General features: G+C 65.3%; 16 protein-coding genes and 2 tRNA genes. 3 read left to right on the top strand and 15 right to left on the bottom strand.

Going from position 1 to position 15,730, the window contains the following annotated elements:
• Positions 1 to 162 precede the first annotated feature (162 nt).
• Positions 163 to 1,266 carry a hypothetical protein gene (locus GY937_14095; protein MCP5057832.1) on the top strand — a complete coding sequence of 368 codons (1,104 nt, stop codon included), beginning with the start codon at positions 163 to 165 and terminating at the stop codon, positions 1,264 to 1,266.
• Here the strand turns inward: GY937_14095 and GY937_14090 are convergent.
• The gene (locus tag GY937_14090; protein MCP5057831.1) at positions 1,239 to 1,823 is read right to left on the bottom strand and encodes a 6-carboxytetrahydropterin synthase; all 585 of its coding nucleotides are present in this window, start codon (positions 1,821 to 1,823) and stop codon (positions 1,239 to 1,241) included. The two genes, GY937_14095 and GY937_14090, sit on opposite strands and share 28 nt — an antisense overlap.
• Positions 1,824 to 1,872: 49 nt before the next feature.
• Between GY937_14090 and GY937_14085 the strand changes: the two genes are divergently transcribed.
• On the top strand, positions 1,873 to 2,508 hold the full coding sequence (locus tag GY937_14085; protein ID MCP5057830.1) for an SCO family protein: 636 nt from the start codon (positions 1,873 to 1,875) through the stop codon (positions 2,506 to 2,508).
• Between the two features lie 80 nt (positions 2,509 to 2,588).
• Here GY937_14085 and GY937_14080 read toward each other — a convergent pair.
• From GY937_14080 to greA, 5 genes are all read right to left on the bottom strand, one after another.
• Positions 2,589 to 2,664 (bottom strand) — tRNA-Asn (locus tag GY937_14080).
• A 53-nt stretch (positions 2,665 to 2,717) separates the two neighbouring features.
• Entirely contained in the window at positions 2,718 to 4,052 is a 1,335-nt protein-coding gene (locus tag GY937_14075) for a hypothetical protein (protein MCP5057829.1), read from the bottom strand.
• A complete protein-coding gene (locus GY937_14070; GenBank protein ID MCP5057828.1) occupies positions 4,049 to 5,179 on the bottom strand; it encodes a hypothetical protein in 1,131 nt (376 codons plus the stop codon). Before GY937_14070 ends, GY937_14075 begins: the two co-directional genes overlap by 4 nt.
• A gap of 63 nt (positions 5,180 to 5,242) precedes the next feature.
• On the bottom strand, positions 5,243 to 6,589 hold the full coding sequence (locus GY937_14065) for a HAMP domain-containing protein (protein MCP5057827.1): 1,347 nt from the start codon (positions 6,587 to 6,589) through the stop codon (positions 5,243 to 5,245).
• 17 nt (positions 6,590 to 6,606) lie between these two features.
• Complete coding sequence (gene greA, locus GY937_14060) at positions 6,607 to 7,089, bottom strand: transcription elongation factor GreA (protein MCP5057826.1); 483 nt, start codon at positions 7,087 to 7,089, stop codon at positions 6,607 to 6,609.
• 106 nt (positions 7,090 to 7,195) lie between these two features.
• Here greA and GY937_14055 point away from each other — a divergent pair, with 106 nt between their 5' ends.
• Positions 7,196 to 7,777 carry a CPBP family intramembrane metalloprotease gene (locus GY937_14055; GenBank protein ID MCP5057825.1) on the top strand — a complete coding sequence of 194 codons (582 nt, stop codon included), beginning with the start codon at positions 7,196 to 7,198 and terminating at the stop codon, positions 7,775 to 7,777.
• A gap of 13 nt (positions 7,778 to 7,790) precedes the next feature.
• Here the strand turns inward: GY937_14055 and GY937_14050 are convergent, their stop codons facing one another.
• The 9 genes from GY937_14050 to GY937_14010 all read right to left on the bottom strand — a co-directional run bounded on the left by GY937_14050 (position 7,791) and on the right by GY937_14010 (position 15,650).
• Entirely contained in the window at positions 7,791 to 9,413 is a 1,623-nt protein-coding gene (locus GY937_14050) for an acyl--CoA ligase (GenBank protein ID MCP5057824.1), read from the bottom strand.
• Between the two features lie 35 nt (positions 9,414 to 9,448).
• The gene (locus GY937_14045) at positions 9,449 to 9,844 is read right to left on the bottom strand and encodes a RidA family protein (GenBank protein ID MCP5057823.1); all 396 of its coding nucleotides are present in this window, start codon (positions 9,842 to 9,844) and stop codon (positions 9,449 to 9,451) included.
• A gap of 21 nt (positions 9,845 to 9,865) precedes the next feature.
• Complete coding sequence (locus GY937_14040) at positions 9,866 to 10,126, bottom strand: hypothetical protein (protein MCP5057822.1); 261 nt, start codon at positions 10,124 to 10,126, stop codon at positions 9,866 to 9,868.
• Between the two features lie 161 nt (positions 10,127 to 10,287).
• Positions 10,288 to 10,788 carry a bifunctional nuclease family protein gene (locus tag GY937_14035; GenBank protein ID MCP5057821.1) on the bottom strand — a complete coding sequence of 167 codons (501 nt, stop codon included), beginning with the start codon at positions 10,786 to 10,788 and terminating at the stop codon, positions 10,288 to 10,290.
• Positions 10,789 to 10,848: 60 nt separating this feature from the next.
• Positions 10,849 to 11,547, bottom strand: a complete 699-nt coding sequence (locus GY937_14030; protein MCP5057820.1) for an SDR family NAD(P)-dependent oxidoreductase — start codon at positions 11,545 to 11,547, stop codon at positions 10,849 to 10,851.
• Between the two features lie 72 nt (positions 11,548 to 11,619).
• The gene (locus GY937_14025; protein MCP5057819.1) at positions 11,620 to 13,782 is read right to left on the bottom strand and encodes a PQQ-binding-like beta-propeller repeat protein; all 2,163 of its coding nucleotides are present in this window, start codon (positions 13,780 to 13,782) and stop codon (positions 11,620 to 11,622) included.
• Positions 13,783 to 13,869: 87 nt separating this feature from the next.
• Positions 13,870 to 14,313 carry a nuclear transport factor 2 family protein gene (locus tag GY937_14020; GenBank protein ID MCP5057818.1) on the bottom strand — a complete coding sequence of 148 codons (444 nt, stop codon included), beginning with the start codon at positions 14,311 to 14,313 and terminating at the stop codon, positions 13,870 to 13,872.
• Positions 14,314 to 14,559: 246 nt separating this feature from the next.
• Positions 14,560 to 14,636 (bottom strand) — tRNA-Pro (locus GY937_14015).
• A 105-nt stretch (positions 14,637 to 14,741) separates the two neighbouring features.
• Positions 14,742 to 15,650, bottom strand: a complete 909-nt coding sequence (locus GY937_14010; protein MCP5057817.1) for a ParB/RepB/Spo0J family partition protein — start codon at positions 15,648 to 15,650, stop codon at positions 14,742 to 14,744.
• Between the last annotated feature and the right edge of the window lie 80 nt (positions 15,651 to 15,730).

Genomic DNA, 15,730 nt, shown 5'->3' with positions numbered 1-15,730 from the left:
CGACATCTTCGGCACGCAGCGACCCAGAGGTGAGGCACCGCCCCACAGCTCCTGGCCTATGCGCGAGAGGATCATCTTTGCGGTGGGGGAAAGCCCTCAATGCGAACAGGGAGACTCCTGGGATGCTCTGGAGCTCGCTGCGTTCAACCGATGCTCCCACCCATGCGCTGCGTGCATCTCGAGGGCTCCCCGACCGCGATGGGAGAGACGTTCGGCGAAGGCTTCCGCGCCGAGATCCATGAACTCGCCCGGCTGCGCATGACGAATGCCTTGACCCAGGCGCGGGTCTACGGCGGCCGGGAAGCCGGCGAGGGGGACCTCCTGAAATTGGCTGCCGTCTGTCTGGAGGCGTCGGCGGCCTACCATCCGGAGGGACACGCGGAACTCCTGGGGATCGCGCGTGGCGCGTCGCTTCGTCCCGAGACGATCATGGCGCTCGGCGGTCTCACCGATCTTCGCGATGCACTCGCTTGGGGTGGCCCCCTCGAAGCTTTCGGCGGCTGCACTGGATTCCTGGTGCCGGCTTCACAGATGCAAGCCGGCGGTCTGCGCTTCGGCCAGACCTGGGATCTCGGTACCGACAATCAACCCTTCGTCGTGGCTGTCCACCGTCAGCCAGATACAGGCCCGGCCACCTGGTGCGTGACCACCGTCGGCTGCCTTTCGTTGATGGGGATCAACGAGTACGGCCTGGCCGTGGGTACCACCAACCTGCGAACCCGGGATGCCAGAGCGGGTGTCCCCTACTTGAACCTCATCCACCGTGCGCTCGATTCAGCCGATGTGGCGGAGGCAATCCAGGGGATCGAAACCGCAAAGCGCGCCGGGGCACATAGCTATTTCGTGGCGGACGCCCGGGGGCATGCGGCTGTGGTCGAGTGCACGGCGACACGATCCGAGGTGCGTTGCCTGGGTGCGACGAGTCAGGTGCAGACGAACCATTGTCAGGCTGCGGCACACGCCGCGCTCGAGGGCGATACTCCGAGAGCCTCCTCGGAAGCTCGGCTCGCACGCATGCAGGCATTGTTGGCGGAAGCCGGGCCACTTGATGACGCCCGCTTGCGGGGTTTTCTCGGGGACCGGGAGGGCGGGACATTGGCGATCAACCGCGACGATTTCGACGGCATCAGCACCAACGCGGCCATGCTCGCGGCACCCGCCGAAGCTCGACTCGAAATCTGCCAGGGAGCACCCGACCAGGGGGGGTGGCTGCCCTTCGGGCCCTCCGCTCGGCGGGATCAACCGCCGCCGATGGGGCCGGCGTAGCTCGCACTCTGGCCCGAGGTCTCTTCGACCTCGACGACGAGCCGTTCCGCCGCGCTGCCCGCCAGGGTCGGCGCCAACTCGTGCCACAGGTGCGTGGCCAGCAGCTCCATCGTGACGTTCTGCAGAGGCAAGAGCCGGGTATCCGTTGCGGGCAGGCGGTAGCGGCGCTCATCGAAGGCGATCTCGATCGCATCGCCTTCCCGGGTCACTTCCAGGTGCGGACTCTTCTCAGGTACCAGCGTGCGCTCGTCGAGCGAAGCGCAGAGGGCTCGCAGGTTCGCCTTGACCTCGGCGACCGGCACGAGCAGCCCGTCCGGGCCGGGATCCGTCCCCTCGATCTCGACCCGTACCCGGTAGTTGTGCCCATGGAGCCTTTCGGCTTCGGCGTTGGGGAAGACCGTGAAATGAGCGGCCGAGAACTTGAAGTCCTCCTTGGCCAGCTTCACGATGAGGCGCGGCTTCGTCATCGCAGCCAGCTTGGCGCGGCGCGGCAAACCCCGCCAGTCCGTGGTTCCGGGTGCCGCCGGCAGCGTCCGCTCGCGGCCCGGATGCGGCACCTCGGGCGTCCTGTACCCTGACCGCCCGATGTGGACGGGTCCTCACAGGTTGAGCTTGGTGGTCGCAGCGTTCCTGGCGCTGGGCTCCGCCGGATGCGAGCGGAGTGGTGCCTCGGAAACAACGTCGGGCCGATCGGTGGCCTGGCGAGGGCGGGTGCTCTCGGCGCCGATTCCGCGGCCGGAGTTCGTGCTCACGGATACGGCGGGTGCGCCCTACGCATTCGCGGAACGTACGGCCGGTTCCTTGACGTTGCTGTTCTTCGGCTACACCAGTTGTCCGGACGTCTGTCCCAGCCACATGAGCCAGCTCGCGGAGGCTCGGCGTCTTCTCATAGAGGAGGATGCGAGCCTGGCCGATGGGTTGAGGGTGGTTTTCGTCGCCGTGGACCCGGCGCGAGATACGCCAGCCCAGGTCGAGCGTTGGCTGGCCCATTTCGATCCGAGCTTCATCGGGCTCGTGGGCGACGAGGCGTCGCTACGGGCAGCGCAGAAGGCAGCGTTCGTGCCGGCGGCCGAGCGGGACATCGATGGTGCCGATGCCAGCTACACCGTCAGCCACGCGGCCTACGTGCTTGCCTACACGCCGGACGACCAGGCCCATCTGCGATACGGAATCAGCACCCGTGCCGAAGATTGGGTTCACGATCTGCGGATTCTGGCCCGCCGTGGCTGGCCCGCGTCCTGAGCAGAGCGGCTCTGGCGAAGTCGGACCCCGACGGTCGCGCTGGCCCGAGAGGGGCCCCGGCGGATGCGTCTGGTGCGCCGTGGCTCCCCGGGCAGGACTCGAACCTGCGACAAGGCGGTTAACAGCCGCCTGCTCTACCAACTGAGCTACCGGGGAAGAGGCGCCGGATTTTAGGCCCACCGGCCCGAAACGCAATGTGGAGCGGCTGCCTACTCGCCTTCCTCAGGGTCTTCTTCTGGCAATTGCACTTGGATCTCTTTGGATCCGGGCGCTTCCGAGCCGTCCTCTCGGACGCCGACGATTCGGAAGCGATAGGACGCTCCCGGTCGGGTGTCCGGAACCGTGAATGTCGGCGCGGCCGATCGGGCGATTTCCCGCTCCCCGAAGGTGCCGACCGAGAGCACCCGGGTCTCGGCCAACGCGCTCTGGACTTCGGGGTTCCAAGAGAGCGTGACGGCACCGGCCCGGGTCTCCGCAGCGAGCCCGTAGGCCACGGCCTCGACCTCGATTTCGGCCGAGGGGCCGCTCTCGAGCCCGTCCCGGTCGAGGGCGACCAACAGGTAGGCCACGCGTTCTCCCGCGCCAACGTGCTCATCCCGCGCCGCCGTCGTGCCAACCTCGATCTCGGCGACCACTTCCGGCAGGGCACCCTCCCGGCGGCGGATCAACCGATAGGCGTGCAGATCAGGCTCGACATTCGGGGCCCAGGCGAGTTCGTTCGCGCCGAGGTGCTGGGCCGTCACCTCGAGCCCGACAGGCGGGAGCGGCACGGGCTTGGTCACGGCGCGTCTCGTCTTGCTGGGCGCCCCCTGGCCGCCCGCCGCGTTGGTGACGGCGACTCGATAGTAGAAGACACGCAGGTCCCCGAGGCCCTCATCGACGTACGTCGTCGTGAAACGGCCCGAAAGCTCGGCAACCGGCCGGAATTCGCCTCGGGCGGCCGGGCTGCGCAGCACCACGTAGCCGGCAGCCAGCGGATCCGCAGATGGGTCCCAGCGCAAGGCCACGATTCGCGGTAGCCGGCTGAAGGCCTGGAAGCCTTCGGGCGGATCCGGTGCGGCGGCGGTGCGTGCATGGGTGGAGGCGTTGCCCGTCGGCCCGAGGTGGCCTTCCGGGTCGAACGCTCGCACGCGGTAGAAGTAGACATGCCCGTCGCCCAGATTGGCGTCACCCGGCTGCTTCGCGAACAAGTCGATTCCGTGGTCGACCCAAGCGGTGTGGTAGCGGCCGGCAACGGAACCCACGCGCTCGTAGCTGCCCTCCTCGGAAAGCGCCCGCTCGATCGCGTAGCCGCCCACGTCGCCGGCCAACACCGGCTCCCAGCGCAGGGGGATGACGCGCAATTCACCCGCGACGGCCACGAGTCCGGTGACTTCGGGCAACGCGGCCGCGGGCTCTTCGATCAAGACCGGAATCTCCGGTACAGGCGGCGGCCGCCGGAACAGGCCGCGGGCCCGTTCCAGGTCGAGGAGTGTCTGGCAGCCAATGGCCGAGCAGAGGGTTGCGAGCACCAATGCGACCTGAAGCAGGCGAATGAGCCTCACCGAGTGGCGCCCCGAACCCGTAGGTCTCCCCGATCCGGCACAGCACCACGGTCCCCGGCCCCCCCACCGCGGAGCCGTTCGAGGTTTTCCAGCAGCAGCTCTGCTTGCACCGTGTATTCGCGGGCTTGCTCGTTGTTGGGATCGATCAAGAGCACCTTGCGCCACTGGTCGAGCGCTGCCTGGAGATCTTCCTGTTGGTAGTGCTCACGCCCGGCGCGCAACAGATCCGGAAGCCGTGGTTCGAGTTGACGTCGCAGGCGAACCAGATGGTTTCGAACCCGCGGATGCACGGAATGGACCCGAAGGGCAGCCAGGTCGTAGCGGATGGCTGCGTAGAAGTCGCCGGCCTTCTCCGCGGCCAGGGCATTCTGGAAGAAGCCCTCCGCGCGGATCTCTGCGTCGGAGGCGTCGATCTCTCTCGGGTCCAAGGCACCGGGGGAGGGATCTCCCGCGCTGCCAACGCTGCCGCGGATCTTCGCGATGTACGAGAGGTAACCCTGAGCGCTCTCGTTGTCTTTGTCGAGGGCGAGCACTTCGCGGAAGGCCTGGTTGGCGCGGCGCAGATTGCCGGAGGTGAAACCGCGTCGTCCGCGGGCCAGGAGTTTTTCGACTTGCCCATCGAGCGCGTGGTCCAGTTCTCTTGCGTCGGCGGCGACCTCCGCCGAGAAGGGGTCGAGCGTGCGAAGACTCTTCAGCGCATCTCGAGCGCTGGCCAGATCGTCGGCTTCGAAGCGTTCGCGGAACGTCGCTCGCGTCCGGCTGCGTTCGTCTGCGAGCACACGCACCAGCTTCTGGACGTGGGCCAGCGTCTCCTCGTCGTTCGGCTGGAGGTTGAGCGCGAGCCGATAGTTCAGCACCGATTCCGCCAGACGCTCGCGAGCCTCGTAATAGGCGGCGCGCTTTTGATATCGCAGGACGAGTTGCTGGAACTCCTCCTCGACCTCGCCGATGCGACTCTGGGCTTCGTCGTAGGCGAAGGAGTCCGGCCGGATGCCGCGCCACGCTTCGAGCGCGGCCCGGCGGTCGCCCTCCCTGTAGCGTCGCTCACCCAGTTCGAGTGGCGTGGTGCATCCCGCTACGGTGAGTGCGAGTGCGAGGACGATGCAATGGCGGCAAAGCCCTTTCAAGCTCTCTCCTCGCGATCGTGAGCCAGTGGCCAACCGACCCGCGTACCACCGGGGGCTTCATTGCTAGGTCCCGGGCTCGATCTCGACCGAGTATACGTGAACTGGCTCGACCCGTCCCGAAAGTTGGCGCTCGCCTTCGAACCGAAGACGAACGACATCGCGCACCTTGCGCTGGACGGCCTCGGAAACCAGCACTTCCCCCGGGCTGGAGAGCTTTTCGAGGCGATGGGCCACGTTGACCGCGTCACCGATGGCGGTGAAATCCGAACGGCGATCCGAACCGATCGTGCCCACGATGACAGGCCCGGTATGGATACCGATTCCTACTTCCACCGGGTGGGTCGGCGGCGGCAGGGAGGCGTTTCGCTGGGCTACGGCTCGCTCGATATCGATGGCGGCCTGAACGGCCTGGGCGGCGTGGTCTTCACACGGCACCGGCGCTCCGAAGTAGGCCATGACCGAATCGCCGATGAATTTGTCGATGGTGCCGCTGCGCGCAAGGATGCAATCCGAGGCCAGCTGGAAGACGTCGTTCAGAAGGCTGACCACGTCGGCGGCTTTCAGTCCCTCGGACAAGCGGGTGAAGCTGCGGATGTCGGCGAATAGGATGGTCACCTCCCGCTCGGCTCCGGCCAGTTGGGCGCCTTCTGGCCCGTCCAGGAGAGTGGTGAGGACGTAGTCGTTCACGTAGCGCCCGAACGCGCTCTGGATGCGTTCTTTTTCCTGTAGGGACTCACCCATCTTGTTGAAAGCACGCGTCAGATCGCCGACCTCGTCCTGAGAGGTGGGCGGAACCCGGGCGGCCAGATCACCGTCGGCGAGCTGCTCCACACCGAATCGCAGGCGCCGGATCGGCCCCACCAGGAGCGCCACGAAGCCAATCCCTCCGGCGACGCCCAGGATGAGGATGCCCATGGCCGCTGCGGAAAGCTGGTTCTGGCTGTCCGTCACCAGCGGCGTGACGAGTATTTCGAGATCGAGGGCGATCTGGGCCTCGCCGATGCGAACGTCGCTGTAGACCACCGGTGCGGCGATCCAGAGCACTGAGCGGACGCGGCCGATGGTCGGGCCCTCCGCTGCACCGGAAGTCTGGGGTTCGAGGATCAGGCCCGTTTCGTCCGAGGAGAGGGATGCCACGATGCTGCCGCTTTGATCGAGCAGTCGGGCCGCCACCAGCCCCTCGCCAGTACTCACGTGCCCGACCAGGTTCTCGAGCGCGAGCTGATCCTCAGCGAGCAGCGGGACCTTCGCGTCCTCGGCCAGGTTCGAGGCCAACGCCAGGCCGCGGTTGGTGACTTCCGACTCGAGAGAAGAGCGCTCGTGCCGTGTGGCGAGCCAGGTGAGCGCAACGCTGGCCGACACCAGAAGGACGACGACGAGGGCGCTGAATTTGAACTGCAGGGAACGCATGGCTTCTCCCGCGGTGCTCAGGCCGGGTCGAAGCGGATTTCGAGGATTTCGAGCTCCCGGGTGCCCTTGGGGACCCGCACCTGGACGGAAGCATCGGCTTCCTTTCCCATCAGCGCCCGGGCGATCGGGGACGTGATCGAAATCATGCCCCGACCCACGTCTGCTTCATCCTCGCCGACGATCCGGTAGGTCACTTCGTCGCCTGAATCCACGTCCGAGAGCACCACCGTCGCTCCGAAACTCACCCGATCCGTGCCCTGGCCCGTCCCGTCGATGATCTGAGCGCGCGCGAGCTTGTCGTCGAGTAGCGCGATCCGGCCCTCGATATGGCCCTGGCGCTCCTTGGCGGCGTGGTACTCGGCATTCTCGGACAGATCGCCGTGGGCACGCGCGATCTCGATTTCACGCACGATCTTGGGGCGCTCCTCTTTCTTGAGGTGCTTCAGCTCTGTCTCGAGCATGGCATGGCCCTTGGGCGTCATGGGCACCCTGTCGCTCATGGCTGATTCCAACCCCTGGGGGAAAAGCGGCAACAAATGGCAAGGCGCCCCTCGCCCGGGAGGGTGGAGGTGGGCGCTCGTGCAGAGGGAAGGCTACCCCTCGCTCATGATCGCTGCCACGAATCCGTCCCCCGCAGGGCCAGACGAGGCAGCTCGCTTTCCTGTGGTGCCAGGCCTCCTGTTCTACGGGGTCATTGCAGCGGTGGCCTGGGTTTGGCGCTGGGCCGTGGATGGGGTCGGGCCTTGGGCTCCGGGCCCGGAACCTGCCGCCATGGGGCCATTTACCTCCGGTCTGGTGGGGTTGGTCGCCGGGTTGGTGCTGGTGGTCCTCTCCCGCATGTGGACCTCGGCGACCGCCTCCGGCACGGCCCTCGCCGAAGCTCTGGGCGAACTCGTTCGGGGCCTCTCGCTTCCCGCAGTCGCGCTGCTGGCCCTGGCCAGCGGGCTCGCAGAGGAAATGCTCTTCCGCGGCGCATTGCAGGCTCAGGTGGGCTGGCTCCTCGCAAGCCTGCTGTTCGGAGCCGCGCACTATCTCCCAGGGCCCGGTCTGCGCATCTGGGCGGTCTTCGCCTTGTTGGCCGGCGGGATCTTCGGTGGGCTGTTCGTCTGGACCGGGACGCTCGTGGCACCGGTCGCGGCCCACATCACGGTGAACGGGCTGAACTTGCGCTGGCTCTCGCGGGCGTGAGAGGGAGCGTCCGCTAGCGCCGGAACTGTTCGTCCCGCCAGGCTTCGAAATGGGGTCGAAGCCGGTTGCGTTGGTATTTGCCGGTGGACGTGACCGGGATGTCCTCTCCGAAGACGACCACCTTTGGAGACTTCGCGAACGGAATGGTCTCTCGGCAAGCCGCCAGGATGCTGGCTTCGTCCAGCTCGGCGCCGGGCTCTCGCATGACGTAGGCGCCAACCTCTTCGCCGTACCAACGGTTCTCGAAGCCGACCGCGAGGCCGCGTGCGACGCCGGGGATGTGATTGAGCACTTCGTCGATTTCGAAAGGCGAGAGATTGACGCCGCCGCGAATGATCAGCTCTTTCATTCGGCCCGTGATGAAGAACCACGGGCGGCCCCCCGCGTCTCGCTTCAGGAACCCTTCGTCGCCGCTGCGGAACCAGCCATGAGCGAAGGTTTCTGCATTCGCTTCGGGCCGCCGGAAATAGCCCTTCATGACATTGGCACCGCGTACGACGATTTCGCCCCGGGCTCCATCGGCCGCAGGTTCCCCCTGGTCGTCGTGGATGGCCATCTCGTTCGGAGGAAGAGGGACGCCGATCGAGGGGAAACCGTGCTCGCGCAGCCAGGCTCGGTGTTCGCTTTCGTTCAAATCGACGGGCAACATGCACGAATAGCATGTGGTTTCCGAGAGGCCGTAGCCGTGGAGGATCGGGAAGCCGAAGCGATCCTCGAAACGGGCAGCCAGTTCGACGGTCAAGGGGCCTGCACCGCAGATCAAATGACGGAACCTGCCCAGCTCGAGCCCTTGGATCCCAGCTTCGTCCTCGAGCAGGAACGCGAGAAGCGTAGGCACGACGGAAACGATCTGGACGTTCTCTTCTGCGATCCGCGACCAGAAGCTGCCGGTGTGGAAACGGCGCTCGAGTACGCTGCGGGCCCCGGCGAGGAAGGGCATCAAGAGCGTGACGATCAATCCGTTCACGTGGTGGGTCGGTAGGACGCACATCAACGCTGAATCACGGCCAACCTGGTTCCACTGGGCCAGGGCATGCGCGTCGACCAACAGGTTGCGTTGGGTGAGGAGTACGCCCTTGGGTGCGCCGGTGGTCCCGGAGGTGTAGACGATCAGCCCCTCGTCTTCGGGTTCCGGGGAGGGCAGGGCGGCGCCTGCCTTGGGCTCGGGGTCGATTCCCGGCTCGAGCGCCAGCCAGTGCTCGACCCCGGGCAGGGCGGCTCGCAACTTCTCGACCCGTCCTGCGTATTCGGGAAGATAGAGAGCGACCCGGCAAGCGGCGTTTTCGAGCACGAATTGCACACGCTCGTCGTCTTCGCCCAGATTGATCGGCACCACGCACGCCCCGATGCGCCAGGCGGCAAAGGTCGAGATGGGTACCTGCGGGTCGTTGTGCAACAGGAGCGCAATACGTTCGCCGCGTTCGATGCCGAGCTGGTGATGGAAGAGTTCGGCCCTCGCGCCGACCGCGTCGAGAAACCGCGCGTAGCTCCACTGCTCCCGGCCGTCCTTGCCATGGAAGATGAGGTAGGGTCGGTCCCCCTCCGCGGTACGAGCTTCGCATAGCGTCTGGAATTCGTGCCAGGGAAGGTCGTCGAGCGCCGGGGCGGTGGCCTCGCTGCTTCTCGCCCGAGCGATGCACGCGAGCGTGTTGGCGTCACCGAGCTCTTCGCTCACGCCTTCGACGTGACGCTCGCGATGGCGTCGATCTCGATCCGCGCGCCGAGGGGAAGCGCCGCCACTCCCAGGGTGCTTCGGGCTGGTTTCGGTCCCTCTCCGAATTGGTGGGCATAGATCTCGTTGACCGTGGGAAAATCGGAGAGATCCGTCAGGTAGATTCCGGCGCGGAGGATGTCGTCCATCGACGAGCCAGCCGCCTCCAATACGGCGCGGAGATTCGTGAAGGCCTGCTCCGCTTGCGCCTCGATGCCGCCCTCCACCAGCTTTCCGGTGGCGGGATCGAGAGGCACCTGGCCGGATGCATACACGATTTCGCTGTTGATGACGGCCTGGGAATAGGGGCCCACCGGTGCGGGCGCGGCCTCAGTGCGGATCTCGCGCTTCGTCATGGGCGAGTTCGCTTCTCCTGCTCAGGAAGGCGTGCCGTCTTCGGGCTCGTCGAGGAGCCGGTCTTCCAGGACGCGAAGCAGGTAGCCGACGAGCATCAGGTTCGGCAGCCGCCCCGCCATTCCCTTCTCGAGTTCTTCGGCTTCCGCGAAGCTCTCGCAGTAGCTCGTGAAGAACTCGAGGGTCTCGAGCGGGACATTCTTGGCGAGCATCTCGTTGATCTGCTCGGTGGGAAGCTCACCGAAGACTTCGGCGAATTCCCAAGCGAGCTCGGCATGGTTCATGGGGGGGTGGCTCCGCGCTCGCGAGCCGCTTCCACGCGCTCGGGCAGGGCGATCCTGCCACCGAGGGTATGCCTTGTCAACGCGCGAACGCGCTTCCGGGGACGGTTTCCCCGACGCTGGCTGCAAATTCGAGTTGCGCCTGGCCATCAACCTCAATGGAATCAGAGGCGAAGCGAGGGAACCTGCCGGTCGCTTGCGTCGCCCGTCACGAACAGACTTTCGTGCACGAAGATCGGCGCGTCGAAACGCAGAGCGATCGCGATCGCATCGCTGGGCCGCGCATCCACCTCGAATTGCTCGTCGCCCACGGAAAGATGGATCCGCGCGAAGTAGATCCCAGCGTCGATCTGGGTCACGACGATCGATCGCACGGTACCTGCCAGACGATCGATCAGCCGTTTCGCGAGGTCATGGGTATTCGGGCGTGGGGGCCGCTCTCCGTCCAGTCGAGCGGCGATCGATCGCGCCTCGTTCACGCCGATCCAGATCGGCAAGCTCCGCGTTCCTTCGCGTTCGCGGAGAATGAGCACCGGGCTCCCGGTCTCCGGATCGAGCAGGATCTGTTGCACGAAGGTCGCCGTTCCCGCCGGAGGCTTGCTGGCCTCGCAACCCAACGCGACCCCGCTCAACACGATGATTCCCAGAATGCTGGAAAGCTGCATGGCTCCCCCGTTCTCCCCCCAAGGAGAAGTCGAGTGTAGACGCTGTCCCCGCTGGTTGCGTTACCAGGGTTCGCGGTCCGGGCGGATCGTGACGTCGTAGGTCCAGGCGGAGCGGGGTTGGTGGGCCAGATGCCAGCATTCGGCAGCGATGTCCGCCGGGCGGCAGAAGAAGGCGTCGGGCTTGTCGGGCTGCATCTTCCGGGTCCAGGGGACGTCGATGACCGCGTCGATGGCGAGATAGGCGACGTGGATGCCCTGGGGTCCGAGGCTGCGGGCCATCGATTCTCCCAGGATGCGCTGGGCCGCTTTGCTGGGGGCGAAGCCGGCGAAGTTCGCCTTGCCGCGGTAGGTGGAGGTATTGCCGGTGATCAGGATGGCTCCCTCACCGGCCTCGATCATCGAGGGTGCGACACTTCGCGCCAGGTGCAGCAGCGCCATGGTGTTGATCTCGAAATTGCGACGCAGCACGTCCGGGTCGATCGCCTGGAAGTCGCCAAAGGCGCCGCCAACAGCGTTGTGGATGGCGACCGAAGGGGCGCCCATCTCCTGTCGGATCTGCTCGAGGGTCGAGGCCAGCGCTTGCCCGTCCGCAACGTCACAAGGAAAGGCCCGCGCGCTCGGAACTTCCTTCTCAAGCAGGGAGAGCCGCTCCGTGTTTCGGGCGATCATCGCAACGGCGTAGCCCTCCGCGAAGCGTTGGACCAGGGCGGTGCCCGTACCCGGCCCGACTCCCGTTACCAGGCAGACCTTCTTCGTCATGGTTTCCTCCGATCTCCGCTCGTTGGGGCGACGCAGCGCGCGCTGGAGAGTCTACGTTGCGATGGGGTTTTCTCAGTCCGGCTCCGGCAGGGCGAACGCGATGTAGTGGCTTCCCGAGGGTCGCCCCAGTTTTCCGCCTCCCGCCGCGATGACCACGAACTGGCGGCCCTTTGCTTCGTAGGTGGCAGGCGTCGCGAACCCGGAGGCGGGGAGTTCGGCCTCCCACAACACTTCGCCCGTGAGCTTGTCGAAAGCCCTGAACCGTTCGTCCGGCGTTGCCGCCAGGAACAGCAGCCCACCGGCAGTGACGACGGCGCCGCCGTAGTTCTCGGCACCGAGGCCACTCTGGCCCGCCTCGCGGATCTTCGGGTAGTCGCCGAGCGGTACCTGCCAGCGGATTTCCCCCGCCGAGAGATCGAGTGCGGTCAGCGTGCCCCAGGGCGGCTTGGCGCCGGGCAGGCCCTCCGCATCCAGCAACTTCTGGTAGCCCGCATTGCCGAAGCGCTGACTGTCGCCGGCGCGCCGGGCCCAATTCGCCGGCACGTCCTCTTCCTCTGCGTTGTACACCCACCATGCGATGGCTGCGCTCTGCCACCACTCGAGCGTTCCGTTCTGGCCCGGCATGCGCCCGCGGCCGTCGCGGACCAGCCGATAGAGGTCGAGGAAGCCCATTCGCTCGTCGAGGTCGATGAGCGATGGAATGGGTCCGCCATCGCCTCGCATATCGAGGCCGTGGCACGCACTGCAGAGGTGCAGGTAGCCCTGGGCCATCAGTTCCGAGAGGCCGCCTGCATCGTCACTGAATTGCACCATGCGCAGCACCCACGGCACATCGTTGGCATTGACGAAGAGCAGGCCGGTCTCGGCATCCCAGGCCCCGCCGCCCCATTCGGCGCCGCCGTCGAGACCCGGAAAAGCCACGGTCCCCCCGAGGCTCGGCGGGGTGTAGAGCGATCCGAAGCGCACGCCCTCGAGTCGAGAGGTGACGGCGGCCGCCGCCTCCGGCGAGCGGTCGGTGACGCTGTCCAGGGAGAATCGTTGGCGGACGAACGCGGGCGGGCGGGTAGGTAGGGGCTGGCTCTCGGCAGGGACTTCCCCCGGCAGGCTGGGCGTCTGGACCGGCTCCTCGCGGAGGGGAAAGAGCGGTTCGCCGGTCTCCCTGTGGAACAAGAAGGTATCGCCGGTCTTGGTGAGCTGCGCGACCGCTGGAATCGGAATGCCCTCGCGTTGGATCGTCACCAGGTTGGGCGGAGCCGGGAGATCCCGATCCCACATGTCGTGACGAATGACCTGGAAATGCCAGCGGCGTTCGCCGGTTCGAGCGTCCAGGGCGAGCAGGGTGTTGGCGAAGAGATCGTCTCCGGCGCGGGCGCCCCCGAAGAAATCCGGCGTGGCCGAGCCGGTGGGGACGAAGGCCAGACCCCGTTCCTGATCCACGCTGATGCCTGCCCAGGTGTTGGCGCCTCCCGCCGTCCGCCAGGCTTCCGCGGGCCAGGTTTCGTGCCCCGCTTCGCCCGGCTGGGGAATCGTGTGAAAGGTCCAACGGATCTCGCCGGTTCGGACATCGAAGGCGCGAACATGGCCGGGTGCCGCACCCTCGATCTCGTTGACACGCGCGCCTAGCAACAACAAGTCCTCGAAGAGGGTTCCTGGAGAGGTGGCCACGACACCCATCAGGTCGCCGGAGACATCCCGGCCGAGCCCCTTTCGCAGATCGACCCTTCCGCCGTCTCCGAACCCGTCGATGGGCAGGCCGGTGCGTGCATCGACGGCGTGGAGGTAGGGGCCGGCCCCGAACAGGAGCCTTTCGTCGTCGCCGTCCTCCCAGTAGACGACGCCCCGGCTCGGGTTCCAGGCATTCGGGTCCGCATCCGGGCGGAAGCTCCACAGCTCCTCGCCGCTGGCGGCATCCAGGGCAAAGAGCCGTAGAGAGGGCGAAGCTCCATACAGCACGCCCTTGACCACGAGCGGGTTGAATTGGATCTGCGAGACGTTGTGCTCCGAGGCCTCGCCCGCATCGTAGCTCCAGGCTACCTCGAGACTGGCAACGCCATCGCGATCAATCTGGTCGAGGGGTGAGTAGTGGGAAACGCTGCGATCGCCCAGATAGGTTCGCCACTCCCGATCGGCGGTCGAGCCCTGGGCGCGCGCCCGCTCGAAGGCCGGCGTTGGTGCACGGTCGCTCGGCGTGCAAGCGAGCAAGGTGAGGAGCGCGAGAGCCGAGCGGGATTTCACGAGTCCGCTGGCTCGACACGAATCGGCGAGATCAATGGGCGTTCCTGCTCTGCTGGCAAATGGAAGAGCCAGCGGGATCGGGCAAATCTAGCCCGTCCCGCGCTCGGAGAAGGGCGGCACCATCTCCAGATCCGCCATTTCCCAATAGGTCCGAAGCGAGACGACCTTGCCCGCATCATTTACCCGGTAGACGAAGACGCCAAAGATCTTCGACATGGCGCCGTCTTCGAACTGGATCATCAGCGTGCCCACGTTCGCGCATTCGTTGCCCGAAACGAGAGAGTGTTGGAGGCTGAAGATCGGGCGCCCGATTGCGATGTTCTTGTCCCAGAATGCGGCGATCGCCTGTTTTCCCCGGTGTCCCTGGCCGTCCGGATCGAGAATGGATTTCCCAATCGGATCTTCGACGATTGCGTCGTCGGCGAAGCCGTCGAGCCAGGCCTTCCGGTCGCCGCGGGCCACGGCGTCCATGGAGCGCCAGGCTGCGAGACGTGCCGGGTGCTTGGATTCGGGGCTCGGGAGCTCGGGCATTGGACGTCTCTTTCGTTGAAGCGCCGTTGTCACGCTGGTGCCTCTTCTGCAGCGACCAGGTGATCGATCGTCGTGCACGCAATGTCGGCCTCTCGGGCGGGAGCTTCGACCATCGCCCGGAGATCGAGGTTCTCCTGCGGCCAGGAGCATACGGCGTCCAAGGCAGGCCGATCAACCGGAGGGCATTCAGGCCTTCGGGAACTGCAGGGACGACCGCTTCGAACCTCGGGCACAGGAACGCCCGGATGGTCGGGGCGACTGGATTCGAACCAGCGACTTCTACGTCCCAAACGTAGCGCTCTGCCAGGCTGAGCTACGCCCCGAATCGGATTCATTAACCCGATGCAATTAGATCATGCTATCACTCGTTCCTGTTTTCCGCAATCTCATCGGCAGTGTTCAGGTGTACATAAAAGCTTGTCGGTTGGCTAACCCGCGTAGCTTTGATGTTCGTTTTGATCTTGATTTTTAATCATTCCGTGCAGCCGCTCGAATTCGTCATTGCTGCGGAAATGGATCACAATTTGTCCACGGCCGCGACTTGACTGGCGGATGTCGACCTTCGTGCCCAGAAGGATACGTAACTGTTGTTCTAAAGAGGCGACGTGACCATCTCGAGGTTTTTTCTTTCTTCGCCCCGATTTTTTGCTGGGGGCCCCCAAGCCATCGCCATCTTCCAGTTCAATTCGCTCTTGGACCAGCCGTTCCGTTTCACGGACGCTGATTCCCTCGCGATGGATCCGTTGGCTGAATTCAATCTGAATTTCTTCATCGCCCAGAGGCAGCAAAGCTCGGGCATGTCCAGCCGAGATCGATCCGCCTTGAAGCTCGGTTTGAACTCGTTCGGGTAACTCCAAAAGTCGCAACAGATTGGCAATGGTGGAACGATCGATTTTGAGTCGCTTCCCCAGATCTTCCTGCGTAGACTGATGTTGATCGAGGTAACGGCGGAAGGAGAGCGCTTTTTCGATTGCGTTTAGATCTTTACGCTGTAAGTTTTCGACGATGGCCAATTCGGCGACGAGACGATCATCGGCTTGTCGAACGCGGGCTGGAATTTGGCTCCAACCGGCTTGAATTGCCGCTCTTAGACGGCGTTCACCGGAGATTAACTGCCAGCGATCCTCAACGCGTCGGACCAGGACTGGCTGGAGCATATCGTGTTCTTTGAGACTCTCCGCCAGGGAAGTGATTTCACTTTCACTGAACTCGCGACGAGGCTGAAAAGGGTTGTCATCGATTTCGTGAACACTCAGCAGTAACAGATCTCCGTCTTTCGCGACTGAAGCTTCGCTGGCAGCACCGTGATCGGGCTGGAATTCACGATTCGGTGGCAGTTCCGATTGCTCTGAATCGTGTGGATCGGTAGCGGTTTGTCCATGTTCGTTCGGGGTGTGGAGCCGGGGAGAGGCTACGT

Source organism: bacterium, assembly GCA_024228115.1.
Classification (GTDB): domain Bacteria; phylum Myxococcota_A; class UBA9160; order UBA9160; family UBA6930.
Note: the sequence above shows the minus strand (reverse complement) of the source record. Positions and strands in the feature narration are given on the sequence as shown.